Source organism: Aeromonas sp. AE23HZ002T15 (genome assembly GCF_054165525.2).
In genome coordinates this window covers 875,105-898,176 of sequence record NZ_CM201342.1, presented here as the reverse complement: position 1 = coordinate 898,176, position 23,072 = coordinate 875,105, and the positions used below count along the sequence as shown (strand labels likewise).

The window sequence follows — 23,072 nt, the reverse complement described above, 5'->3', positions numbered from 1 at the left end:
CAGGCTCCTTACGGCGTAACCGGTTTGGCGGTCTGGGTGATGTTTTCGGCAATGGCGATGCAGTCGTAATCCCCCACCACGTAGCCATCGTTGGAGGATTCCCAGTTTACGATGCGGTTAAAGCTCGGCTGCTCTTCGATGTGGCGGCGGCGCCCGCCCGTCTGGAAGTAGATCGAGAGATTGGCAACTTTGGTCACGATGAGGGTGTTTTCTGGCACGAAGGGGACGCGGATAGCCTTGAGACCGCCGATCTGCTTCTGGCTAACCAGTACCTGGCCTGCCAGTTTGTTTACGTTGTCGTGGGTGTTGTTGATGATGGGGAAGTACTTGTCTGACAGCAGTTTGCGGCCGCAGATCACCACCAAATCGGTGTCATCCTGATACCAGGGCTTGATCTTGCTATTCACCAGATCGAATACCAGCGCATCGAGGTTGCCGTAGTCGCTCTTGGCCTTCTCCTCGTCGCTTTCGTCCTTGGGTTGGTAGATATAGATCTTGCCTGAGTCTTCTTCTCCTTCGCTCATGACTTGATTGGGGGCGTCTTTGCGGGTGTGTTCCAGCCAGCCGATGTTGACGTCTTGCAGCAGGGGGTTTGCGTTGCGGTCGGTATTGGGGGCCGCACTGGTGCCGTTGAAGCCGACCATGATCCGGTCCAGCCCCTGGCGGGTGACGATGGCATCACGAATGCGGGTCTGGAAATCGGGGAATTTGGCCCAGGCATCGAGCTGGGCATAGCCGATGGTGGTGTCGTAGTCGGTCTTCACCAGCTCGTACTGCCTGCTTTGCAGGCCAGAAGGGTCATTGGGCTTACGACCAACGCCGCCGCTGGTGTCAGTGCGAGCGGCAATGGTGCTGTTGATGCCGATGCTCACCTTTTCACCCTTGAGCTCGTCGACCGGCACTATGTTGATCATGCTGAGGAATTCGACGGACTCCTGCATTTTGGTTTCCAGCTTTTGCTGGATAGTGGGCTCGACGTTGAACGTCAGCATGGCGGAAGTGATGGCGTTCAGCTTTGCCAGTTGGCCGGTGTATTGGTCAAATTTAAGGCGGGTTTCGTTACGCATGAAGATGGATCCTTAAAAGTCGGTTTGAACGGTGGTGCCCTGAGCGCCGGTGGCGGGCAGGCGCTTGTGGCTGAAATCTTCCTGACCCTCCAGCTTGGCGGTGAGGTCGGCCAGCACCTTGGCGGTAGTGGTCTGCAGGCTGGTCAGCTCGGCGAACTTCTTCTGCAGGTCGGTATCGAGGCTGGTGACCTCCTTGGCCACGGCCTCGACGGCTTGGTGCACGTCGCTGAAGTCGGCGGTGGACTGCTTCTTGTGGGTGGAGAACAGGGCGGTGATGCGCTCGGCCAGGCTGGGGCCTTTCTCTTGTCCGTCTTCGAATTCGATGACGGACTCAACGGCTTCGGTGAACAGGCACTCTTTGTACTGTTTGCGGGAGGCCAGCGGCGACTTGTCGCCCGCGCCTGCGCAAAACTGGAGCATGTCGGTCCCCAAGCTGGCGGGGGAGTCGGTGATCGCCAGCCCCATCAGGTAGGCACCCTTTTCGTTCAGGTTGGGGTGGATCTCGACGGAGGTGTAAACCTTCTGACGCTTCTTGTTGAGGTCGATCAGCTCCGGGGTCGGGTCAATCTGGACGAACAGAGCCAGGCGTTTTTCGCCTTCCATGTCGACCTCTCCGGTCTTGGCTGCGGTGATGTCGCCGTACATCTTGAACAAGCCATTGGGGTCAGTGCCCCGGATGTGCTCCAGATTGACCCGGGCGCCGTAGGTGGACTGGTTGTAGCGCTGGGCCATCTGTTCAAGCCAGTCGCGGGTGATTGCGCGGCCATCGGTTGTGCCCCCTTCAACGGCGACGCGGAAAAATTTGGACTTTGCCATGGGCTGGGATCCCTTTGGTGATTGGGTGGTGATGTCGCGGTTATGGTCTGGGTGAGTGGCGGGATCGTGCAATCAGGCGCCATTGTGTAATGGCGTTACACAATGGCGGCGGGGCGTTTGGTGTTGCGGGAGCTGGGTAGACTGGCGCCATGACTACAGCACCCTTAGTTTTTCCCCATATCGAGCCCCGTAGACAGGCCATGCACCTGTATTTTCAGGGGTACAAGATCCGAGCGATTGCGGAGCTGCTGGCGACCCCGGAGGGGACGGTCGGCACCTGGAAATCCCGCGACGGCTGGGATGACATCAAACCCATTGACCGGGTCGACTTCGCCATCGAATCTCGGATGTGTCAGCTGATCGCCAAGGAGGTGAAGAGCGGCGGCGACTTCAAGGAGATTGACCTGCTGGGCCGCCAGCTGGAGCGGATCGCCCGGGTCAACAAGTACAGCAGCGGCGGCAACGAGGCCGATCTCAACCCCAAGGTGGCGAACCGCAACAAGGGTCCGAAGAAGGCCCCCGAGCGCAATGTGGTGGAGCCCGAGCAGCAGGAGCGCCTGCTCGAGCGGTTCGAGTCGACCATGTTCGGTTACCAGCGCACCTGGTACGAGGCCGGCAAGCATCACCGGATCCGAGACCTGCTCAAGTCGCGCCAGATCGGCGCCACCTACTTCTTCGCCTTTGAGGCCTTCATCGACGCCCTGGTCACCGGGCGCAACCAGATCTTTCTGTCTGCCAGCAAGGCGCAGGCCCATGTGTTTAAGCAGTACATCATCCAGTTTGCCAAGGATGAGGGAGTCGAGCTCAAGGGCGACCCCATGGTTCTGCCGAACGGGGCGCACCTCTACTTCCTCGGCACCAACGCCCGCACCGCCCAGAGCTACCACGGCAACATCTACATGGATGAATACTTCTGGATCCACGGTTTCCTGGAGTTTCGCAAGGTCGCCTCCGGCATGGCGATGCACAAGAAGTGGCGCCAGACCTACATCTCCACCCCGTCCAGCCTCTCCCATCCCGCCTATTCGTTCTGGTCTGGTGCCAACTTCAACCGCGGCAAGCCTAAGGCCGACCGGGTCGAGATTGACCTCAGCCACACCAACCTGGCCGACGGCAAGCTGTGCGCCGATGGCCAGTGGCGGCAGATTGTCACGGTCGAGGATGCGGTGCGCGGTGGCTGTGACCTGTTCGACCTGGCCCAGCTGCGCGGCGAATACTCCGAGGAGGAGTACCGCAACCTGCTGATGTGCGAGTTCATGGACGACACCTCCAGCGTGTTCCCGCTCGCCACCCTGCAGCGCTGCATGGTCGACAGCTGGGAGCTGTGGGACGACTACAAGCCCTTTGCCCTGCGCCCGTTGGGCAACCGGTCTGTATGGATTGGCTATGACCCGGCCAAAGGCGGTCAGGGGGATAGCGCCGGCTGCGCTGTGCTGGCCCCGCCGACGGTGCCGGGCGGCAAGTTCCGGGTGCTGGAGCGCCACCGCTGGGGCGGGATGGACTTCGACGCCCAGGCGCGGGCCATCAAGACCATGTGCGATCGCTACAACGTGGGCTATATCGGCATCGACACCACCGGCATCGGGGAGGGGGTCTACCAGCTGGTGAAGCAGTTCTATCCGGCGGTGACGGCCATCCAGTACAACCCGAGCGTGAAAATCCAGATGGTGATGAAAGCGCAGGACGTGATGAACAAGGGGCGGCTGGAGTTCGACAGCGGCTGGACCGATCTGGCGGCCGCCTTTATGAGCATCCGCCGTGCCGTGACCGCGGGTGGCAAGATGCCGACCTTTGAGGCCAGCCGCTCGGAAGAGACCAGCCACGCCGACATTGCCTGGGCGACGATGCAGGCCCTGCTACATGAACCGCTGGCAGGCGCCACCGGTGCCAATACCAGCATGATGGAGATTTTCGCATGACAAAGCGCCGCAACCAGCGCACCCCCCAGCCGGTGACGGCAACCCAACAACCCGGTGCCGAGGCCATCGAGGCGTTCAGCTTTGGTGAACCGGTGCCAGTACTGTCCCAGCGGGAGGTATTCGACTACCTGGAGGCGATGCACAACGGCCGCTGGTATGAGCCGCCGCTCTCCTTGAATGGGCTGTCCCGGGTCTATCGGGCTGGAGTGCACCACGCCTCGGCCATCCAGGTGAAGCGCAACATCCTGCGCTCCTGCTTCATCCCTCACCCGAAACTGAGCCTGGCGGCCTTCACCGGGTTGGCGCTGGATTACCTCATCTTCGGTAACGGCTACCTGCAGGCGGTGCAGAACCGGATCGGCGGGGTGCTGCGTTATGATCATCTGCGCGCCAAGTACACTCGGCGCGGGCTTGATCTGGATGCCTATTGGTGGATTGCCCAGCCGGGACAGGAGCAGGCCCTGCCCGCGGGAAGGGTGGGCCATGTGATGGAGGCCGACATCAACCAGGAGATCTACGGTATCCCCGACTATGTCGGCGGGCTCAACTCCACCCTGCTTAACGAGTCGGCCACCCTGTTTCGCCACCGCTACTACGAGAACGGCAGCCATGCCGGCTTCATCATGCACATCACCGACGCGGTGCAGAACGAGGGGGACATCGCAAAGCTCAAGGAGGCGCTGCGCCAGAGCAAGGGCCCTGGCAACTTCCGCAACCTGCTGCTCTACACCCCGGGCGGCAGCAAGGACGGGGTGAAGCTGATCCCGGTGGCCGAGGTGGCGGCCAAGGATGACTTCCTCAGCATCAAGAACGTGAGCCGTGACGATCAGCTGGCCAGTCACCGGGTCCCGCCCCAGCTGATGGGGGTCATGCCGAACAGCACCGGCGGCTTCGGCGATGTGACCAAGGCCGCCCAGGTGTTCGACATCAACGAGATAGACAGCATCAAGGCCAGCCTGCTGGCGCTCAATGACTGGGCGGGGGAGGAGGTGATCCGGTTCAATCCCTACCGACTGTCAGATCTGACAGTACAGGCGGAATAGGCAAGGCTAGAGTTACATCAAGCGCCTGGAGTTTGTGAGCGCCGATTGGCAAAACGAAGCCCCCTCATCTGAGGGGGCTTTGTGTTTCAGCGCATTTGGCTGCCTGAACGTTCCGCTATCGCATCGACCCGCTAACAGCGCCCAGTATACTCCCTGATCCTTGAGCATCATCCCAGAGCGGCAGGCGCCGCCTGCCGACCCCTGCCAGCACCGCTGGCGCGCAATCGGGACCCCGCCTCGCCTGCCCGCTTTATGTGTGGAAAATCATGCAGGTGAACGACTGGCTGCGGCAATCTACACCCCGCGCCAGCACTGGCCGCGCGCGGGATAGCGGATCCTTTTTGCGATCCTTCAGAATCCATCAGATCCTTTCGCACTTGGCGGGAGATTATGCATGAATGACAGTTGCCATGTTTAAGTAAAAGATAGATTTGTCAGTTGTATTTTATGGAATATCAAAAATTATTTGCCAGTCTCTGTCTGGATCAAACATGTCTCTATCGCAATCACCTTCATCATCATCGTTGGGTATCCATGCCCCAAAAAAATCTTCAGAATGACCTTCGGTTATAATGTGAAGTATATTAGGTGCGACTGGATATTTTCTTTTTATATAATCAAGTCTGTAATAGTCTTCGCTATCAAGGAAAAGCTCCCCTCCAATCTGACAACGATACAGCTTTTCAAAAACAGGCTTTGAAAAGATAAAATCTTTCTCATCAGCATGTTCTAGGATTGAAGCTTCTATAAGCTCTGAGGAAAATTGTGCCACTTCACACAAAAGAGTAGATATAGTCTCAATGTTATTTATTGACCCGATGTTTCTATCGCCGGAAGATGGAGATTTGTATGATAGAAGTTCTCTATATGCTTTAGCTTTAAGGCAATACGCTTTCAATTCTTCAGACTTACTTTTATCAAAATTAGCGATATGAGCGAACGCTAAATTAATAGCGTCACGGTGAGAAATAGAAATCAGCTTACTATTATTCCATTCTGCTTCAGGCAACATATAAACAATTGCCCTAACCAAGGAAAGCAAGGAGTAATATGCAAGATATGGCACAACCATCCTTAGGTTTTTTTCTTGAGAGTATTTAATTGCATTTAACTGTAAAGTAGCGGTCATGATCATTTTGGCAGATAAATAAGTTCTACATATCCATTCTGAATTTCTTTCTGGGTTCCAATTTTTAGTAAGCTCTTCATATTTATCAAGCAAACTGTCGGCTACTTTTCTACAGTTACCTTCATTAAATTGGTGTGTTAGCTCTCGAAAGTCATAATACCATTCTCTCTCAATAAATGATTTTCTTCCAGATAAGACTTTTGCAGTATAAATTGAGCTCATATTTAATGTTCCATCATAAACATTTTTTTAGCGTTCTATCGAGACTGAAATACCAGTGAGCCTTGAATGAAGCTGTTTGTTGTTTGGCCACATTACCCAAAGAAATATGACTAGTCACGCACTGAACTGCGTGACCGGTCACATTACCAACTTTTTGCAGCTGGCAGGTGGTGCCGGTGGGGGAACAACCTGTTCCAGTCGCGGTTGCTGTGGGCACATGGAGGGTCTTGTCGGCCAGGATGTGCTGGGCGGTGGCCAGGGTCATCGGGTATTCGTTGATTATGGAATATCGGGGCAACAATTGCCCCCGCTTCTCTGTCGGGAAGGACAGTAATTGATAATTTATTTTTTTGGGGGACGCACTTATTTGCCTCGATTGGTTATGGCTTTATCAATCGCAGATTTCTCTATGTTTCCCATGAAGATTGTATAAATTTGATATAGATGGCGACTGCTACTTATTGACATAAATCCGCTAGTGAAAACAAAAAATGAGCCAAAAAAAGTTAGTTGGAGGCTAAATTGAATATTTTGTTCAATGTTTATTGCGCCTAGTATCACGATGATGAGTCCAGTAACTAAAAAAATTGTCATTATAATGTTAAATACACCAAGGGTAATTATGGTGACCAATAGTTCATGAGTGCTATGTTCACCTTTGAGGTGTTCAATAACTATTTTTCTACCATATAATGAATAATATAGTGCCCGATAGGCTAAATTTTTTGCTGGTGAGCCCCAACGGGCGATGCAATACGCGGTCAGTTTGAGGAAACCAACTGACAATATACTCCCTAGGGCACCTAATATAATTATCCCTGAAATTGACGTTCTTAACCACTCAATGAAATAAGAATCCATTTTAATCTCTTTATATTTATCCGATAGGTTAATGTCCGGGGATATACGACAAATATACCTCCCGTAACCATAATATGTACTTAGGAGCACTATCGGCGCTTATTTTACTACTTATTCGAGTCCGGTCACGCACAACTATGCGTGACCGGTCACATTTACCAACTTTTTGCGGTAGGCAGATGATGCAGGTGGGGGATCAACCTGTTCCAGTCGCGGTTGCTGTGGGTGGCGCTCTGAACATGGCGAGTCTTGTCGGCCAGGATGCGCTGGGCGGCGGCCAGGGTCATCGGGTATTCGTGGGTGATGGAGTAGTAGGTGCCGGCTTCGCGGTGTTCGGCCACTTCGAGCAGAGGATAGATGCGGCGGGCGGCTCCCATCATATAATCGGCGGCACGCCAGAGCCACGCCAGTGAATGCAGCTCATCATCGGTCAGCACGGTGAGTGGCTGTGGATGGGCGGCGGTCTCCCTGTCCAGCACATCGAGCACCCAGCGGCGAAACTCTTTGGCGAGCGCGGTGCGGGAGAACATGGCGATCAGATGGGCACCGCGCAGGGAGAAGATCCGAACCTCTTTCTCGCTGCTGCCATTGCCGAACCCCTTGACCGTCAAATTGACGGTCAAGGTCATGCAAGGGGTAAATTCGTCCGCGTTTCGGGTGTAGATGCGACTGACGGCATCTTCTCTGGCATAGCCAAGGGCTTGGGCGATCTGGGCGGCGGTCAGCCAGGGTTGGCCGTGATGGGGGATAACGGTGAACTGGGTGTCATGGAAGCGGATGCTGTTCATGGCTAGATCCTTTTGGTCGAGTGGATCGTCACCATTGACGCCAATCCTCTGGTGACGAACTGGACAGGGTTGGCGTACCGGGACCAAAAGAAACCGGCGCCCCGAAGGGCCCCTGCCCAGCCCGCCATAACTGAGATTGCGGGTACAACTGGGCCGCACAATAAAAAACACGCAGGGCGCGTGTTGTGCGCTTTTGATCGAACGGGACGCCAATCCCGGCAACGGATTTTGCCGTTGCCCGTGCAGTATCGCGCAACGCAGCGCGACCAGCAACACCCAATCAGCCCCAATAAGGCGGGATAAGCCACAATACCCCCACCCAGCAGCACAACACCGCCGGCAGGGTAACGGTTCTACACAGGGAAGGGGACGTTAGTTTTGGCAGGAAACATACACAGGGAGGGACGAGCTTGCCAGGTGGTCGGATTGACCACTCCTGGATAGAAAAAATGGGCCCGAGAGGGCCCATTCAACGTCAGCCGATCAGTTTCAAATCGACCTTGCGACGCTCATTTAGGTGTCACCACCGTTATTCTGTTGTTCGTTGTGGGAAAGAACCCGACCAACGACAAACACAGCAGCTAGACCAACTAAGTCTAACCCTGCCAGTACAACGGCGAGCCCTTCATGGCCGAGCAGAGCCATCACGCATGCAAGTATCAAGACCAACATGGCAATGCTAAAACCCATCCATTTACCTAGTGAGTCCTGCTTCAAATAGCCTGTCGCCAGACTCTTGCTCTGGGAGAGCTGCTCTTCCTGTACCGAATGCCGATGCGCCTGTTCACGTTCTGCCATCAACATGATCCGCTCGGCAGCACCGGGCAATACGCGCTCATAATCGGCCATGGCATGGGCTGGCGGCAGTGGCCCCTGATGCATCTCCATAACGACCCGCTGAATCGCTGGCGACTGAACAAGTCTCTCGACCAGTTCTGGGTTGGGGTTTTCTTGCAGTTCATGTTCAAGACGGTCAACGAGTTGTTGACCGTCTTGGGTTTGATAGGGGGAGTCTTGGGGGGCGTGTTCGTTATCTGCTGTGTTCGGCACAGGCTTTTCCTTCACACTTGCTGGATGTGATGAGGTTGTTCTCGACGGCAAATCGGTCGAACGATTTTTGCATGTCCTGACCTATGGTTACCCAGTCGTTGCGCAGATTCATAGCGTCAGTAGGTGACTCGCAAACAATCAGAAACTTTTGTTGCTGCCGGCGCAACCGGCGTTGTGCTTGGGTCAAGCCTTGCTTGGTATTACTGCCTATATCCAGTATTGAGCCAGCAGACATGAACGTGTCGAACATGAGTGCTTTCATATGTGTCTCCATAGCCATCTTAGGTTGTCAATAAGTGATTGATCACTGATAGCTTTAACTCTTGCGTGGTGCACATGTGCACCATCTAAAACTGGTAGGAGTATGGCGTAACACTCCTTTCCATTCAATGCAATTGCGCACTATCGCGCTTTATTACTACTACTAAATGTTCATATCTTTCATGCTACAAAGTCATGAATCGGGCGGTATGCCAGTCGGCAGCCTTACCTTTGGCTACGTCATTTCTGAGTACGGACAAAAACACCCTGCCGCGCCCGGGTGTCCTTCCAGACTTGCTTTGGCGTCTGGCCGACAGGCAGCACCCGCTTTGCCTTCTTGGGTGGGGTGATGGTGTCTATCTCACCCTGGTAGAACGGGAACCAGGCATCCTCGAACTGGATGACCCGTTCCATGCGGTCGAGCAGCAGATCGCAGAGATGGCGGTCAGTGGCCGGCATGTTGTCGAGCGTGCTGGTAATGGCGGCACGACCCACCGATCCCGGCGGGTGTTGCTGGAGGATGGGCCAGAGCCGCTGGCAGAGCGGCAGCAGACGCTCAAGGTCGGGGCGGGGGATGATGTCCTGCACGTTACTCCCCCTCTTCATAAGGCGACCATGTTTCTCTTGGTTCCTCTGGCTTTGGAAATTCGTATTCGTCTGGAATGAAGGTGGGGTTAAGCCATTAGTGGGCTCCTGGGTTGGCCTTGTCGTAGTGGCAGCCTTCGGCAATCCACAGCTTTTTTCCTGTGGTTTTGCACGCAATGGTGCCTGTCCAGAGCATGTAGGCTGGTTGCTTCTTCATACACACCTCCTTAGTTAAAGGCCCCTGCGTTGACGGGCCGCTGCGATTTCTGCTTCATGGCGCTTGTTGTCTGCTTTCAGCCAGTTGACGCGGGCCTGCTCCTGTTCGGTGGGCTGGTAACTGGCCCTGTCCTCTTCGTCATCCAGCAGGCGGGTGAAGATGGCGATCGCCTCTTCGGCCTTGGCCAGGGGCAGGGCTGCCAGCCACTCGGTGACGCTGCCGCCGGAGTGCACCAGCTCGCGGGCCTGCTGTTTGAGTTGTTCGCTGCTGGCGGCCCGCTTGCTGGCCTGTTCTGCCTCGACCTCGGCGGTCAGCTGGTCGGCCACCGCATCGCCTGCACCCGGCCAGGTACGGGTCACGATCAGCCGATCGCCGACCAGTCGCACATATTGGCCGTCGGCGTTGATGATGCAGCCCTGCAGCAGCAGGTCTTCGTTACTCACATCAAGACCCATACGGCTCAACTCTTTAGCCAGAGTGGATCCTTTAACCCCTGATTTGGATCCTTTCGTACAGTTATTGACAGAACTCCGAGGGGGGCGGCGGCCGCCGCCTGACTGCAACTCGCTGCGCTCGCCTACTGCAGGCTCGCGCTGCTCACCCAAACCCGACCCGGCGACGCCTTTGCGCACTATCTGCCAGCCCTCGGTGCGGGTGACGGCGGTGGTCATCCCGATGTCGGTGATCACCCCCATCAGCTTGAGGACGTCCTCGCCGTACTTGTTGGCAGCTTCGTCCAGTCGCTTAGAGAGGCGGATCAGGTGTTCCTTGCGGGGCAGGTTGATGCCGCCCATGGCGTCGATGAAGTCGCCCCAGCGGTTGTTGTCGGCGGCGGTGCGGGCGGCTTCCAGGATGCAATCCCACTCGATCACCTCGTCACCTAGGCGGCGTAGCTCGCGCCACACGCTCACGGCCGGGCCGCCGATCTGTTGAAACTGGCGGATGCGCCAGCAACTGGCCCAGGCCGCCACGGCGATAGTGGTGTGGTCGACCGGGGCTTCGGCCTCGTAGTCCATCCCGACCTTGTGGCCGTCAATGTTCTTGGCGATGTACTTGGCGATATAGCCGGTAGCGCTGCCCTGAGTGGGATCGATCTCCTTCCAGTTCACCCTGGGGTTGATGGCCTTGACTACCGCCGGGTTGTTCACGTCCAGCAGCCACGTGATGCGCGGGGCCTTGTTGCGGATTTTCAGCTCGGCCAGGGCATCCAGCTGGTCGCCGTTGGGCATCTTGAGCTCGGCCCGCTCGGCTGCGGTGAAGTGATAGGCGAGCAGGGTCAAGAAGTCGCGCTGATGCTCAGGGTTGATGAACAGCAGACAATGCCAATGCGGGGTGCCGTCGTGGTGCGGCTCTACCACCCGAAAGCCGAAGGCCATGATCCCCTCGCGGGCCAACGCAGCCCGAAAGCGTGCCCACTGCTTGCACAGCAGGCGGTTGGTTTCGGTCGGGCAGGCGCCGTTGAACTTCTCGTTCTGGTAGGTCTTTGCCTTGTCTTTGCTGCCCTGGCGCCAGGCGTGATAGCTGGAAGGGGCGGTCAGCGTCAGGAACAGGCCCAGCTTGCCCTGTTCCTGCGCCATGTCTTCAAACCCCCGCATACGCACCATCAGCTCATGACGGCGGATCTCCGGGTTGGCGACGGATGCCATGATGGCGTCGGCCAGGTCAATCTCTTGTCCCAGCTCCTCGTTGACGGCGCTCATGCCTTCCATCCATGCCTGCTGGGCAGCCTTGCGCTGGGTGAACTCGCGTACTGCGTGGGCGCTGGCATAAGGGCTGACCCCCTTTCTAACCTGGCCGGTGAGGATGGCGATCAGCTCGCAGTAAACCGCCCAGGCACGGTTGATCTTGCGCATCCACCAGGACTCATCGAGCAGGCGAACGAGTAAGGAGGCTGCGGCGCCTTCGAACTTCTCCACCTCATCGGTCAGGTCGTCACGCTCTTCCTGGCTGAGGGGACGGCCCAGCAGGCGCTCGACCTTGATGCGTGGATGAACCGGCAGGGTGGGGCAGAAGTGCCAAGCCTTCGCCTGGGATCCTAGATCGGCCAGCAATTCGGCGGCGATGCACTCTTTACCTGCCCGCGCCAGCAATTGCTGGCAGCGTCGCGCCCACTCGGCGGCGATAAGCTCGCGGCGAACGTCGTTGCGAAGGTTGATCACTGGCACCGGGAACCGGCTCTGAGCTGCGGCGCAGGCATCCACCATGCGGCGCAGCCAGATGTTGGCGGTCTTATGGTTGGCCGGGTAGCGGTGCAAGTAGTGCTTGGCCAGCGGCTTGGCGACGTGCCACTCGATGCGGGCCAGCTGTTCAGCCGCGCCGGCCATGTTGGCTGCGTGGACGCCAACAAGGTAGTGCTGTGGCAGCTGGATGCCCTGTAGATTGGTGATTGCGTCGATCACTTGCACACCCCGCATTTACGGTTCGCGTACTCGTTGGGCTGCAGGTAGCGTCCGCAGGCGCTGCAGGTCGGTACCAGATCCATGTCGGCCAGCCGATCAGACCAGCAGGTGGCCTCGCAGAAAGAGAGGCTGGTGAGGCGGTTGCCGGCCAGGATGACCGGGCGCACATGGCCGAACTCTCCGCAGCAGCTGCAGCGCATCGAGATGCGGGCGGTTTCAGCTTTCACCACGGTTTCAGCTTTCACCACGGTTTCACTGGCGGCGCGGGCCAGTGGCCAGCAGGTTTCGACGCAGTAGGGATAGGATCGGCGACCGTGACGGCCAGCGACCGGCAGGCAAACGGCGGTCTGTTTGCACTTGGTGCAGGGCTCCAGGGTGACGGGATTGCTGTTTGCAGGGCGTACGAGGCCCAAAGCCGGGGCAAGCCCGGCTGGTTTCTGGTGAGTCATTAGATGGCGCCTCCGGTGTAGAGAGACTGGATTTTGCGGGATGCCAGGCGGGCAGAGAGGCGGGCTTGGCGGCAAAGCGTCAGATGGGTTCTGGCCGGGGTGCGCTGGCCATGAGGGCCATCAGCGCGCAGCTCGAGCAGGTCCAACTGCAGGCCGTGCAGGCGAGCCTCGGCATTCAGCATCTTGGTGACCCACTGGTCGATCAGTTGTTGATGGCTCATCTGATAGTCTCCCCTAGCCCGTGCAGCGGCTCGCACTCTGCCCACCATTCGGCAATGTCTTTGGCCAGCGCGACTTCAGCAGCGCCCAGGGCCAGCCAGTACACGGCGCGAATGGCGCCAAGCGCCAGCAGCTCCCGGGTGATGTCACGGTTTCTCATGGCATCGCTGCCGGAATTGTTGAATTCCACCTGGGCTACCTCCCAGTGCTTGGTCAGCGGGCTGATCGGTGCCGGTGGCTGCATATGGGTAGGGCCCGATTCGGTGGTGCCTAGCGTGTCTTGCGGGGATTCGAGCTCAAACAGGTGCTCAGTCATACCTGGGTCCCCTTGGAGTTCATGCTCCGCCAGAGTGAGCGCCAGGCATGGGCATTGATGGCATTAGCCAGCGCGGCTTTATCGTCTGGCCGTTTGATGTGGCGGCGACCAGCGGCGTGGGCCAGCTGGCGGCTTAGTGCCTTCACATTGCGTAGTGCGGTGGGAATCGCTACAGTTCGCATGTCAGTTACCTCAGTTGCTGATGGAAACCCCGCTGGTGCGTCAACACCGATAGCGGGGTTTTTTATTGGCCGTTTCCGGCCACCTTTCTCACTACCGCCAAGCGGCTTTCCAAAATGCCGGCCTGCTCGCTGAGCTCGGCCCGGCGTCTCTCTTCGTGTGCAGCCTGCTCCAATTCGCTGCGGGTCGGTCCCTCAAGGCGACGGGTGGAGCGGTGCCACTCGCGGCGGTGCAGCACACCGCCATCAAATGTGTGCAGCGTGGCGAGCAAATCCCCCAGGGCGTGGCGGATGGCTTCCTGCTGCTCAAAATCAAACTCCCCCAGCTCCATGCCCTTGTACCGTTCGGGCGACAAGCCGGCGGCGTAGCAGATGACGGCGCGGGCCGTGGTTGGCAGGCGTGACCAGCGGCTGGCCGCCCCATTGCGGCCGAACTGGGCACGCATGTTTGCCAGCGCCATGTCGGCGGCGCTGGGTTGTTGAACGAGCTCGATAACTTGTGCAGTGCTCATGGGGGGCCCTCCGGTTATGCCTGCAATAGCCTGGTCAGCCAGTAGAGGCGACGTTGGCCACAGGGTTGGAAGCGCAGAGCACCGCGGCGCCCCTGGCTGTCTTCCAGATAGCTGCCATCAAAACGGGTTGTATTGCGCATCACCGGTTCGGCGGGCTCACACACCATCACTGCGCGGTTAAACAACAAGGAAGGCAGCGGGATCAGCCCCGCCTGTTCGGCGCGAAGTCTGCTCATTGGGCCACCGCCTTCGCTCTGCGCGGGACCATGGGCAGCACAATGGCCGGGTTGGGCATGGCACTGGGGCTGATGGTGGCGATGATCTCGAATCCGGCCTTGAAGGTGTGGCCGCATTCCACATTGCTGCATTGATAAGTGGCGATGCCGCAAAGCGGGCTCATCCGAGTGGATGTGCGAGTGCTGGCGCGGGATCCGCAGTGGGGGCAAATCAATCTCATGTCTGGTCTCCTAAGCGCCGAGGGCTGCGCGGGCCATATCGGCGGCGCACGCAAGACCAGGGACGGCGTGAAAGCGGTCTTCGACTTCGGTGGCAAGCAGCACCAGGTGCTCGATGCCCGCCCACAAGCCGCCGACAACGGTATTTCGGTTAGATTTGGTGACACGCTCACCGGCGAGCAGGGTGGTCGCCTGAGCGGTAACCCCCAGGATCTGGGCCCCCGCATTGAGCGCCTGCTGGGCGCGGGCCTCTGGTGCGATAGGGGCGCCAGCGGGGAGGCGAACGGCCGTCAGATCGCAGTCAAACAGCAGCCCATCAAACAGTGTGTCGTCACCGGTGGCGCGATAGAGCGCCACCAGATCACGCCCGGTCAGTTGATGCGGCTGATCCGGGTTGAGCTTGTTGCGCAGCATCTGCTCGCCGATGCCAGCTTCTCTTGCTACATCGGCCAAGGTGTAACGTGCGGCGAAAAGCGCACAAGCTGCGTCGAAGTGATGCTGTTTGGATGCGATCTGTTCAAACATGGTGTTACTCCCCCTGCTTGCGTGACACTCTGGGTGTACGAGCAAGTGTGCGGATGGGTTGGGGGGAGGGCGCCAGCCCCGCCTGATTGATGGCCTGCTGGGTGTAGAGCACCAGGTTGATCAGTACCACTTCCGCCTTGCCCTCCTTGGGCATGATGGGGATGCGGCCGGCGCGCACTCGGTTCTCAACGGTGCGAATAGTCATTCCGGTGCGCTCGGCGAAACTCTCAACCGTGCAAACCGGGGTATCGATATGGATAGGGGCAAGGATCATGGATGGTGACCTCCTGTCAGTTACGCACGATCTGGCGTGGTGTGAGGCTGCTCGGCTTTCAGCTTGCCGCCGGTCATCAACTCGATCTGGTAAGCGCGACCTTGAGGGATGGTTTCACCCCACTGAGAAACTGACTGAGGCTTGATGCCGAGGGCGGTAGCTAACTGAACAACGCCACCGTAATGCTTAACTGCTTCATTTTTTTTCATTTTCTTACGCTCCTAGATTAGTTGATTTACCTTATGGAAGTTAATGTAAGATCGCCTGCTGGCAAAGGCAACAAAAACTTACCAAAAAAGGAAGTAAAAACTCCGGAGTCGTTCTGTAAGATAACTTACATGAACATACATTCGCGCATAAAATCACAACGACTAGTCCACGGCTTGACCCAAGAATCCTTGGCTAAAAAGCTGGGGATAAACCGTGTCTCTATAAGCCAATGGGAACGGGGGGACACTTCTCCCAAAGGTAACAACCTGGTCAGGCTTGCTGAGATTCTTGGTGTTAAGCCTGAATGGTTGCTCTTCGGAGGAGATGCAGTAGGAGTTGACGGGACAAACCTGGCTGGCTATCACAACGTCGAGCCAGCGGTGATCCCCCAAGGGAATCGAGTTCCGATCCTCAGTTATGTGCAGGCGGGTAACTGGCGGGAGGTGTGCGAACAGGCCACCACCTTCGATGGCAATGTCGAATATGTGATGGCCAGTGTCGATATCGGGCCCTGTGGCTTCGGTCTCTGGATCCGTGGTCGTTCCATGAACCCAGTGTTCAATGAAGGGGACCTGGTCATCATCGACCCCGATGAACAACCACGCCCGGGTGACTATGTGGTGGCCAAGAACGGCAGCGAAGAGGCCACTTTCAAGAAGTACCGGCCCCGCGGCATCGATGAGAACGGGCAAGAGGTGTTTGAACTAGTCCCCATCAACGATGACTTCCCCACCATGCACTCCGACCGGCAGCACATCGAGATCATCGGCGTGATGGTAGAACACCGGATTTTTAGAAAGAGATAAGGGCGCCGATGCGCCTTTTTTGTATCCGCAATTCCAGGAGGAATGATGGATAGTAAGGTCAGTGACGCGGTATTGAATCGAGAAGTGGTCAACGAGTTGACCAGATCAAATAACGCTTCGTCGCGTATTGTCAGTGCGGCCGATGAATCGAAGGCGAAAGAGTTGCTCAAGGCTCTCCATCAACGCGGTATCACACTCATGCCTGATGTCATGCAACAACAGGCGGAAGCACTGGGATGGGAATCTCGGTACGCCAAGATATTAGCCAAATTGGCAGTACAAATCGGCAACGGTGGCAGAGTTGTTATCAAGCAACCTCTCGGCTGGGGTGAGGCAAGAGCTGCTGAGATTTTGGCTAAGCTCGGCCTCTAAAGTGGGCCACCGCTCACCACCCGTCGGTCAAAGCGAGCGAGCATCTTGTTTTCCTCATGGTCGCACCATCTTTTGAGGATGAGCATAAGGTCGTGATGATACTCATCGGGGCTCGCATTGTAGAGCGCGTTCCATTCGGGATGGTCGAGCGAACAGAAATAGTCCGAGGCGGCACTGAACAGTTTGTGGTTCAAACCGACTCTGCATTTCTCGGCCTGCTGATTACGTACGGTTTTGAGAGTGTGCATAGGTTACCCCGTTACTTCTTTCGCTGGTCAGCATCACGTAACGCATTAGGCAGTGACCAGCTCAATGCTTCGGCAAGGTATTCCAGATTCAGGGTGGGAAGCGTGGTTTCCCAATAGGCTCGGGCGTTAATCCGATCCATTTCACCCTCGATCTGCATCCGAATCGTCCGGGCTAGGTTGTGAATGGTCTCGGCCTTTTCTTTGTTCTCTTGAAAGGGAGTTTTCATGGCAAGCACCAATATTGAACAGTTTGATTTGATGGTCGGTCAGACGTTGGCGTACCTCTACAATCGCTTCCCGATGCCAGCCTACCTTAGTGTCGGCACACTTATTGGTGAAGAAAATGTGTATGTGGAAGACGGATTCACAGGAGCAGAGCTGACCCCAGAGGCTGAGCTCGCTTATGCCACCTATGCCTGGTTGCTTAATGCTGGCTACATCGATGGTCAGGCTATTTTCAATCAAGGCATCAGTGATGCCGTGCTGTCGGCCAAAGGCCTGGAAACACTAAAAGCTGTTCCTGATAGCCTGCAAGGTAGCTTGGGTGAGCGTCTTCAAGAGGCAGCCAGCCATCATGGTGTTGATCTGGTGAAGTCACTAGCATCTGAAGCATTGTCGTTTGGGGTGAAGCTATTGCTATAAATAAAAAGTTACAGCTAATCGCATAATAAATTATAAATGCCAATTTAGGCATTGGAACGGGAAGTTGTATGTCGAAAAATGAAAGCCTAAAAGGCTGGTGTTTCATCATCATTGTTTTGATGATTGTGCTAGCGCTATGGTTCTCCTATCCACTCTGGAGTTATTTATATAAGGACTATTTCTATAACACTGAGAATGCTGAAATGGGGGTTTTTGGTGATTCATATGGCGCATTAAACACTCTTTTTTCTGGGTTGGCATTCGCAGGGCTAATAATATCTATTAGATTGCAATCTAAAGAGTTGTCGGAGACGAGAGCAGAGCTTAAAGAACAAAGTGAGCAGTTTAAAAAACAAACCGAAACCCTTGCCAAGCAAAATTTTGAAGCGACGTTTTTTCAGCTATTGAAACTATATGTAGATTCTGTTGATAATCTAAACTTTAAAAATAGCAAGTCTCTTCTTATGCAAGAGAAAATAGAGGAGGAAAATGTAGTAGGGAAGCAAGTAATTTCAATTCTATCCAGAAGAATGACGGTTTGGAATTATGTTGATAGGCATGATTACTTTCATGTAAAGATAAATGAATATATAGATGGCTTTTTAATAGAATATGGAATGGTTATTGAAAGGTACATCAAAATTCTTGATAGATTGCTTAAGTTTGTTGACAGAACTGATTTATCCAGAGAGGATAAGTTTTTCTACATGGGACTGTTAACTGCTCAGATGTCTAAAGAAGAGATGACATTTTTATTTTATTATGGGCTATACAAAAAAAGTGACTTTGAAAGTCTCTATGTTAGAAGTGGATTTTTAGGTAGCTTTGAATTATCAAAAGAAATATCTATTGATGATTTCTTAATGTATGGGCTATATGCCTACGGAGATTTTTCAAGCCTTTATTGGGACGATGTCATTAATCGCTTGCTTAACTCTTATGAAAAAGATGATATGGTTATATCATGCATGAGTGGAAAGAAGATAAAACTACCGAATGAAGTCTATAAATTTAAAAAAATTATTAGACGAAATGATGGTGTTTTATTGGAAAAAGTTATTTAACTTTCATGACCTTAAATGAAAAGGTTAGTTTGAATGGCCGTACGAAAACAAACATCCGGAAAGTGGCTTGTAGAGATCTACCCAGAGGGGCGGCCAAGCAAGGCCAATCCCAACGCGCCGCGAGTGCGTAAGCAGTTTGCCACCAAGGGCGAGGCGCTAGCATTCGAGCGCTTTGTGCTGGACCCGGACAAGGGCAAACCTTGGCTGGAAGGGCAGGGGGAGCCGACCGACGGTCGGCACCTCTCTGAGCTAGTCGAACTCTGGTTTGGCCGCCATGGCCAGAGCCTGCGCGATGGTGAGGCCCGTAAGTCCAAGTTGCTGACGGTGTGCCATGCCCTGGGAGATCCGCTGGTGGTAAATTTCTCCGCCCGCGACTTTGCCGCTTATCGTGAAGCCCGGCTATCGGGTGACATTACCGATCGGCGCGCCATCAACCAGGAGAAGCAGGGCGTCACCCCCAACACGGTCAACCGGGAGCATGCCTACCTGCGAGCGGTGTTCAATGAGCTGAAAAGGCTAGGAGAGTGGCAGGGGGAAAACCCGCTCGATGGTCTGCGGGCCTACAAGGTGGCCGAAGCTGAGCTCGCTTTTCTCTATCCTGACGAACTCAAGCGCCTGCTGACCGCGTGCGGCGAGAGCCCAAACCCCGATCTGCTGATGGTGGTGAAGCTGTGCCTCGCCACCGGCGCCCGCTGGTCTGAGATAGAAGAACTGACCCAGTCCCAAGTATCCCCTAACCGCATCACCTTCACTCGCACCAAGAGCAAGAAGAGCCGCAGCGTGCCCATCAGCCCCGAGCTCTATGGTCAGCTGCCCAGGAAGCGGGGCCGCCTGTTTGGTGACTGCTATCGCGCCTTCGAGATGGTGGTCGAACGGGCAGGGGTGGAGCTACCGGCCGGGCAGAATACCCACGTACTGCGCCACACCTTCGCCAGCCATTTTATGATGAACGGCGGCAACATCCTGGTGCTGCAGAAAATCCTCGGCCACTCCACCATAGCCATGACCATGCGCTACGCACATTTTGCACCTGACCACCTGGAAGATGCGGTGAGGTTGAATCCATTAGCTGTTCACCGACTTAGTTGAGTTCATATACAAGTATCGTGAAAGGCTATGTTCGAGTGATAGAATGAGTTTCGTTTGGGTTTTTATGGAGTGAGCGGATGCGTATTAATTTTCGACAGAATCTTAAAATTGAGTCTCTAGTCGCTATAATTACAGTATTGGCTATACCACTGTTCCTTGTCGGTCAATATTTCGATATGGGATACTATAGTAGATTTGGCCTACCTGTTGATTTATTTGAACGTAGTATTTATCAAATATTATCGAATACTATTCTAGTAGTTGCCTATTTTTTTAGCGATGTGAGAAATCACGGAGATACTAATTGGTCGTTACTCGTTCAATTCTTATACTTTGGAATATGTTATTTAATTATTTCATTTACGTGTTGGTATGTTTTTTTTCTAGCCCCAGTAGATTCTAAGCCTGAAAGAATCAATGGCATAGGTGGATGGGCATCGAAGTCAAAAAGAGCCCGTGAAAGAAAAGAAGAAAAAGATAAATTTGCAATTGAAATTATATTGATTTTTGTGAAAGTACTTTCTGCTTCGATATTTTTGTTCTTCAGCATCATTATTCCTGCCAGTACATTTTCATATGGGCAAGAGTTAGCTGGAAAAGAAATAGAAAAAAACAAGACGTTTGTTTGTGATTCTGAGAGCGAAATTTATCAAGTTTTATCCATAGATGGTAAGTTAGAATCGTCAGGCATATATGTTATGTCATCTCCTAATGCATTAGTTATCTGGAATAAGGGTGCTGTAGAAGTTTTTCCTATGAATCAATTTAGATATAGGGTGGTGAAATGTGATACAGCGAGCACCCAGTAGGAACGGGCTCGTTGTGTACTAGGAAGTGGCGACAGAGTGGCGACAAAATTCTCAATGCATGGTGATTGTTGGTCGTCATTGGTTTATTAAGTCTTTGTTTTTTATGTAAGTACTTGTTTCCACTAGGGCATGAATCAGATTTAAAATCCCTCGCCGTTCGCGGCGTGCCGGTTCGATTCCGGCCTCGGCCACCATTAAAATCAAAGACTTACGAAGGCCGCTAGCGATAGTGGCCTTTTTTGTTTCCCTTCAGTGTCCACATTTGATCCACACAGATTTATTCCGATAGATATTTCAGCTTCATATCGAGCAGTTGGTGGTTGTGACCGTGCGATGAGGTTGTGTTCCACCTGGTGAGTAACCAGCGGGTCTCGTTGAACCCCTGATAATGGTTGGCTGTTTCGGGTTTCGCCTGTATGGAAACAATGAGACCCCATAAGGCGAGGGCAGTGAGAAAGTTTGGAGATGACTTCGTTGGCGCTTGTTAAGTCTGCCTACCTTGATGCCCTCTGAATAGGCAGAATCAGGCGTGGTAGGGCAGTCTGCGCCGGCCAACTGCCGGCGCTCGTCGTTCTTATGTCAGTGGCATAGCAAAGAGCACTAGGGAGTTTCAGAGGGGTTGATAAGGTAACTGCCGCCGCCATTTCCCATGCCACCGCCACCGTTGCTGCCGCCATCTCCGGTCGGGGGAGGGGTGGTGCCACCGGACGAGGCGCAGCCAGCCAGCATGAGTTGTATCCCTATCAGGCAAATCTTCCAGTTTTTCATGACCTTGTCCTCTACAGCTCGCTTGTCCGGCGGCTTGGTTGAACACGGGGTCGAGCCGGACAAGACAAGGCTGAGTTTAGCCCAGATCCCCCTCATGTCGGTGGCTGACTCGGTCATACCCCCAGTGGGGGTTGCCTCGGTCTATCCAGAGAAGTCGCCGAGTAAGGCGGATCCCCACGAAGCTCAAAGTGTTAGCGTCGGACGGCGGGGTGGGCTAGAGTCGGCCTCCTGGAGCTATCGCCAGGTCAAACAAGGGACGGGTTATTGATGCTGAGAGTCTCGCGCAGGATTTTATCAAGCTGGATCGCATCGAGGAGGTCGAGCCCCTTTACCGGGAGCTGGTGGAGAAGACCAGGGCCGAGCCGTTGTGCATCTCTTATGAGCTCTGCGTCGATCAGAAAGATCCCGGGCACTTCGTGTTTCTGGAGGAGTGGCCCGACAGGGATGCGCTGGATGCCCATTGTGCCACCGAGCATTTCCGGCGACTGGTGCCGCTCATCGATCGGCATCAACGACAGCCCGGCACCTATCTGTTGATGGATCTGTTTGCATAAGCAAGATGGGTCACGCCATCAGGCTGGCGCCGTGCGCCCATAAAAAATCCGAAACGCTGGGTTTCGGATTTTTGCCCGCGAGGGCGCGCACTGGGAATGCCAGGGGAGACAAGCCTGTCAGCTGCGTACCTTGTTGTAGATAAACAGCACGATCAGGGCGCCGACGGTGGCGATGATGATGCTTGGCAGGTTGAAACCGGTGACGTCACCCATGCCGAGCAGGGTACTGACGTAGCCCCCCACCATGGCACCGATCACGCCCAGGATCACCGTCATGAAGAAACCACCACCATCCTTGCCCGGCATGATCCATTTGGCCAGAATGCCGACGATCAGTCCCAATACAATCCAGGTAATAAATCCCATCACTCTATCCTCGCTATGTGAGAGACCTAGAGTATACGCAGTGGATTGGAATGTATCCCGCCAGGGACTCGGGTTGGTCAGAAATGGTCATATGAGAACCATCCCCGGCGGATCCGTACCACTCAGCCCAGTAAACGGGTCTCGAGTCGCTGCCCGGCGGGGGAGCACACCAGGATGGATCCCTGCTCGAACCAGTCCCCCAACACGATGCGCCGCGCCCGTTTGCCATCCAGCTTGAAGTCATGGATGGCGGGTCTGTGGGTGTGACCGTGGATCATCAGGGCGCAGTCATGGGCGCGCAGCATGTCGTCCACCGCCGCCGGGGTGACGTCCATGATGGTCTGCTGCTTGCCGGCATTCTCCATCTGGCTCTGACCACGCATCTTGTGGGCGATGCGCTGGCGACGACCGAGGGGCAGCCGCAGGAACAGCCAGCGCAGCCATCTCAACTGGGTGATGCGGCGAAACTTCTGATAGTCCAGATCCAGGGTGCAGAGCAGATCCCCGTGGCTCAGCAACACCCGCTCCCCGTAGAGGTCGATGACGCAAGGGTCCCCGAGCAGGGTCATGCCGGCGCGCTTGGCAAACTGCTTGCCCAGCAGGAAGTCACGGTTGCCGTGGATGAAGTAGAGGGGTACCCCCTGCTGGCTCAGGGTGAAAAAGGCATCCGCGACCTGGTTGTGGAGGGGGTTGGGATCATCGTCCCCCACCCAGAATTCGAACAGATCCCCGAGCACGTAGAGGGCATCGGCGCCGGGAGCGTCTTGCTCGAGAAAGCGCACCAGGGCGGCGGTCATATCGGGTCTGCCCTGGCTCAAATGAATGTCACTGATAAAGAGGGTGTTCATGGGGTCCTGA

32 protein-coding genes are annotated in these 23,072 nt (G+C 55.2%); 9 read left to right on the top strand and 23 right to left on the bottom strand.

The window, feature by feature from the left end; translation table 11 throughout:
• Positions 1-8: 8 nt before the first annotated feature.
• Together ACT5M9_RS04020 and ACT5M9_RS04015 are read right to left on the bottom strand one after the other, a co-directional pair.
• On the bottom strand, positions 9-1,067 hold the full coding sequence (locus ACT5M9_RS04020; RefSeq protein WP_457981520.1) for a phage major capsid protein, P2 family: 1,059 nt from the start codon (positions 1,065-1,067) through the stop codon (positions 9-11).
• A 12-nt stretch (positions 1,068-1,079) separates the two neighbouring features.
• Positions 1,080-1,883: a GPO family capsid scaffolding protein gene (locus ACT5M9_RS04015; protein WP_457981522.1), complete on the bottom strand. Its 804-nt coding sequence runs from the start codon at positions 1,881-1,883 to the stop codon at positions 1,080-1,082.
• Between the two features lie 149 nt (positions 1,884-2,032).
• Between ACT5M9_RS04015 and ACT5M9_RS04010 the strand changes: the two genes are divergently transcribed.
• Complete coding sequence (locus ACT5M9_RS04010) at positions 2,033-3,802, top strand: terminase ATPase subunit family protein (protein WP_457981524.1); 1,770 nt, start codon at positions 2,033-2,035, stop codon at positions 3,800-3,802.
• Positions 3,799-4,845: a phage portal protein gene (locus tag ACT5M9_RS04005; RefSeq protein ID WP_457981526.1), complete on the top strand. Its 1,047-nt coding sequence runs from the start codon at positions 3,799-3,801 to the stop codon at positions 4,843-4,845. Before ACT5M9_RS04010 ends, ACT5M9_RS04005 begins: the two co-directional genes overlap by 4 nt.
• Positions 4,846-5,290: 445 nt before the next feature.
• On the opposite strand, the gene ACT5M9_RS04000 is transcribed toward ACT5M9_RS04005, so the two are convergent.
• The 17 genes from ACT5M9_RS04000 to ACT5M9_RS03920 all read right to left on the bottom strand — a co-directional run bounded on the left by ACT5M9_RS04000 (position 5,291) and on the right by ACT5M9_RS03920 (position 15,495).
• Positions 5,291-6,196: a hypothetical protein gene (locus tag ACT5M9_RS04000; RefSeq protein ID WP_457981528.1), complete on the bottom strand. Its 906-nt coding sequence runs from the start codon at positions 6,194-6,196 to the stop codon at positions 5,291-5,293.
• 13 nt (positions 6,197-6,209) lie between these two features.
• Complete coding sequence (locus ACT5M9_RS03995) at positions 6,210-6,461, bottom strand: hypothetical protein (protein WP_457981530.1); 252 nt, start codon at positions 6,459-6,461, stop codon at positions 6,210-6,212.
• Positions 6,462-6,559: 98 nt separating this feature from the next.
• Positions 6,560-7,057: a hypothetical protein gene (locus ACT5M9_RS03990; RefSeq protein WP_457981532.1), complete on the bottom strand. Its 498-nt coding sequence runs from the start codon at positions 7,055-7,057 to the stop codon at positions 6,560-6,562.
• 155 nt (positions 7,058-7,212) lie between these two features.
• On the bottom strand, positions 7,213-7,845 hold the full coding sequence (locus tag ACT5M9_RS03985) for a P22AR C-terminal domain-containing protein (RefSeq protein ID WP_457981534.1): 633 nt from the start codon (positions 7,843-7,845) through the stop codon (positions 7,213-7,215).
• A 513-nt stretch (positions 7,846-8,358) separates the two neighbouring features.
• Positions 8,359-8,895: a DUF2335 domain-containing protein gene (locus tag ACT5M9_RS03980; protein WP_457981536.1), complete on the bottom strand. Its 537-nt coding sequence runs from the start codon at positions 8,893-8,895 to the stop codon at positions 8,359-8,361.
• Positions 8,876-9,157 carry a hypothetical protein gene (locus tag ACT5M9_RS03975; RefSeq protein WP_457981537.1) on the bottom strand — a complete coding sequence of 94 codons (282 nt, stop codon included), beginning with the start codon at positions 9,155-9,157 and terminating at the stop codon, positions 8,876-8,878. Before ACT5M9_RS03975 ends, ACT5M9_RS03980 begins: the two co-directional genes overlap by 20 nt.
• A gap of 239 nt (positions 9,158-9,396) precedes the next feature.
• Positions 9,397-9,762 (bottom strand): hypothetical protein, encoded by a 366-nt coding sequence (locus ACT5M9_RS03970; RefSeq protein WP_457981539.1) that lies wholly within the window; start codon positions 9,760-9,762, stop codon positions 9,397-9,399.
• Positions 9,763-9,972: 210 nt separating this feature from the next.
• Entirely contained in the window at positions 9,973-12,357 is a 2,385-nt protein-coding gene (locus tag ACT5M9_RS03965; protein ID WP_457981541.1) for a replication endonuclease, read from the bottom strand.
• Entirely contained in the window at positions 12,354-12,806 is a 453-nt protein-coding gene (locus ACT5M9_RS03960; RefSeq protein ID WP_457981543.1) for a hypothetical protein, read from the bottom strand. Before ACT5M9_RS03960 ends, ACT5M9_RS03965 begins: the two co-directional genes overlap by 4 nt.
• Entirely contained in the window at positions 12,806-13,027 is a 222-nt protein-coding gene (locus tag ACT5M9_RS03955) for a hypothetical protein (RefSeq protein ID WP_457981544.1), read from the bottom strand. The genes ACT5M9_RS03960 and ACT5M9_RS03955 overlap by 1 nt, the downstream gene beginning before the upstream one ends.
• Positions 13,024-13,341 (bottom strand): hypothetical protein, encoded by a 318-nt coding sequence (locus ACT5M9_RS03950; RefSeq protein WP_457981546.1) that lies wholly within the window; start codon positions 13,339-13,341, stop codon positions 13,024-13,026. The genes ACT5M9_RS03955 and ACT5M9_RS03950 overlap by 4 nt, the downstream gene beginning before the upstream one ends.
• A 244-nt stretch (positions 13,342-13,585) precedes the next feature.
• Positions 13,586-14,032: a hypothetical protein gene (locus ACT5M9_RS03945; protein ID WP_457981547.1), complete on the bottom strand. Its 447-nt coding sequence runs from the start codon at positions 14,030-14,032 to the stop codon at positions 13,586-13,588.
• A 14-nt stretch (positions 14,033-14,046) separates the two neighbouring features.
• The gene (locus ACT5M9_RS03940) at positions 14,047-14,268 is read right to left on the bottom strand and encodes a hypothetical protein (protein ID WP_457981548.1); all 222 of its coding nucleotides are present in this window, start codon (positions 14,266-14,268) and stop codon (positions 14,047-14,049) included.
• Positions 14,265-14,489: an Ogr/Delta-like zinc finger protein gene (locus tag ACT5M9_RS03935; RefSeq protein ID WP_183149781.1), complete on the bottom strand. Its 225-nt coding sequence runs from the start codon at positions 14,487-14,489 to the stop codon at positions 14,265-14,267. The genes ACT5M9_RS03940 and ACT5M9_RS03935 overlap by 4 nt, the downstream gene beginning before the upstream one ends.
• Before the next feature lie 10 nt (positions 14,490-14,499).
• The gene (locus ACT5M9_RS03930) at positions 14,500-15,012 is read right to left on the bottom strand and encodes a phage regulatory CII family protein (RefSeq protein ID WP_457981549.1); all 513 of its coding nucleotides are present in this window, start codon (positions 15,010-15,012) and stop codon (positions 14,500-14,502) included.
• Between the two features lie 4 nt (positions 15,013-15,016).
• Positions 15,017-15,286, bottom strand: coding sequence for a regulator (locus ACT5M9_RS03925; RefSeq protein ID WP_457981550.1), 270 nt, complete (start codon positions 15,284-15,286; stop codon positions 15,017-15,019).
• A gap of 20 nt (positions 15,287-15,306) precedes the next feature.
• Positions 15,307-15,495 carry a Cro/CI family transcriptional regulator gene (locus tag ACT5M9_RS03920; RefSeq protein ID WP_457981551.1) on the bottom strand — a complete coding sequence of 63 codons (189 nt, stop codon included), beginning with the start codon at positions 15,493-15,495 and terminating at the stop codon, positions 15,307-15,309.
• Positions 15,496-15,624: 129 nt separating this feature from the next.
• On the opposite strand from ACT5M9_RS03920, the gene ACT5M9_RS03915 reads away from it, so the two are divergent.
• Together ACT5M9_RS03915 and ACT5M9_RS03910 are read left to right on the top strand one after the other, a co-directional pair.
• Positions 15,625-16,302, top strand: coding sequence for a LexA family protein (locus ACT5M9_RS03915; protein WP_457981670.1), 678 nt, complete (start codon positions 15,625-15,627; stop codon positions 16,300-16,302).
• A 45-nt stretch (positions 16,303-16,347) separates the two neighbouring features.
• Positions 16,348-16,674: a DUF1889 family protein gene (locus tag ACT5M9_RS03910; protein ID WP_457981552.1), complete on the top strand. Its 327-nt coding sequence runs from the start codon at positions 16,348-16,350 to the stop codon at positions 16,672-16,674.
• Here ACT5M9_RS03910 and ACT5M9_RS03905 read toward each other — a convergent pair.
• Positions 16,671-16,922: a hypothetical protein gene (locus ACT5M9_RS03905; RefSeq protein WP_457981553.1), complete on the bottom strand. Its 252-nt coding sequence runs from the start codon at positions 16,920-16,922 to the stop codon at positions 16,671-16,673. The genes ACT5M9_RS03910 and ACT5M9_RS03905 overlap by 4 nt on opposite strands.
• Before the next feature lie 11 nt (positions 16,923-16,933).
• A complete protein-coding gene (locus ACT5M9_RS03900) occupies positions 16,934-17,149 on the bottom strand; it encodes a hypothetical protein (RefSeq protein WP_129503809.1) in 216 nt (71 codons plus the stop codon).
• On the opposite strand from ACT5M9_RS03900, the gene ACT5M9_RS03895 reads away from it, so the two are divergent.
• The 5 genes from ACT5M9_RS03895 (at position 17,148) to ACT5M9_RS03875 (ending at position 21,848) form a co-directional block, all read left to right on the top strand.
• Positions 17,148-17,564, top strand: a complete 417-nt coding sequence (locus tag ACT5M9_RS03895; RefSeq protein ID WP_457981554.1) for a hypothetical protein — start codon at positions 17,148-17,150, stop codon at positions 17,562-17,564. The two genes, ACT5M9_RS03900 and ACT5M9_RS03895, sit on opposite strands and share 2 nt — an antisense overlap.
• A 68-nt stretch (positions 17,565-17,632) precedes the next feature.
• Positions 17,633-18,628: a putative phage abortive infection protein gene (locus ACT5M9_RS03890; protein ID WP_457981555.1), complete on the top strand. Its 996-nt coding sequence runs from the start codon at positions 17,633-17,635 to the stop codon at positions 18,626-18,628.
• Between the two features lie 33 nt (positions 18,629-18,661).
• Positions 18,662-19,717 (top strand): site-specific integrase, encoded by a 1,056-nt coding sequence (locus ACT5M9_RS03885; RefSeq protein WP_457981556.1) that lies wholly within the window; start codon positions 18,662-18,664, stop codon positions 19,715-19,717.
• Positions 19,718-19,794: 77 nt separating this feature from the next.
• Positions 19,795-20,526: a hypothetical protein gene (locus tag ACT5M9_RS03880; protein WP_457981557.1), complete on the top strand. Its 732-nt coding sequence runs from the start codon at positions 19,795-19,797 to the stop codon at positions 20,524-20,526.
• A 1,004-nt stretch (positions 20,527-21,530) separates the two neighbouring features.
• Positions 21,531-21,848: an antibiotic biosynthesis monooxygenase gene (locus tag ACT5M9_RS03875; protein WP_520395672.1), complete on the top strand. Its 318-nt coding sequence runs from the start codon at positions 21,531-21,533 to the stop codon at positions 21,846-21,848.
• A gap of 117 nt (positions 21,849-21,965) precedes the next feature.
• On the opposite strand, the gene ACT5M9_RS03870 is transcribed toward ACT5M9_RS03875, so the two are convergent.
• Both ACT5M9_RS03870 and lpxH read right to left on the bottom strand, forming a co-directional pair.
• Positions 21,966-22,214 carry a GlsB/YeaQ/YmgE family stress response membrane protein gene (locus ACT5M9_RS03870; protein ID WP_349918414.1) on the bottom strand — a complete coding sequence of 83 codons (249 nt, stop codon included), beginning with the start codon at positions 22,212-22,214 and terminating at the stop codon, positions 21,966-21,968.
• 122 nt (positions 22,215-22,336) lie between these two features.
• The gene (lpxH, locus tag ACT5M9_RS03865; protein ID WP_457981559.1) at positions 22,337-23,062 is read right to left on the bottom strand and encodes a UDP-2,3-diacylglucosamine diphosphatase; all 726 of its coding nucleotides are present in this window, start codon (positions 23,060-23,062) and stop codon (positions 22,337-22,339) included.
• Between the last annotated feature and the right edge of the window lie 10 nt (positions 23,063-23,072).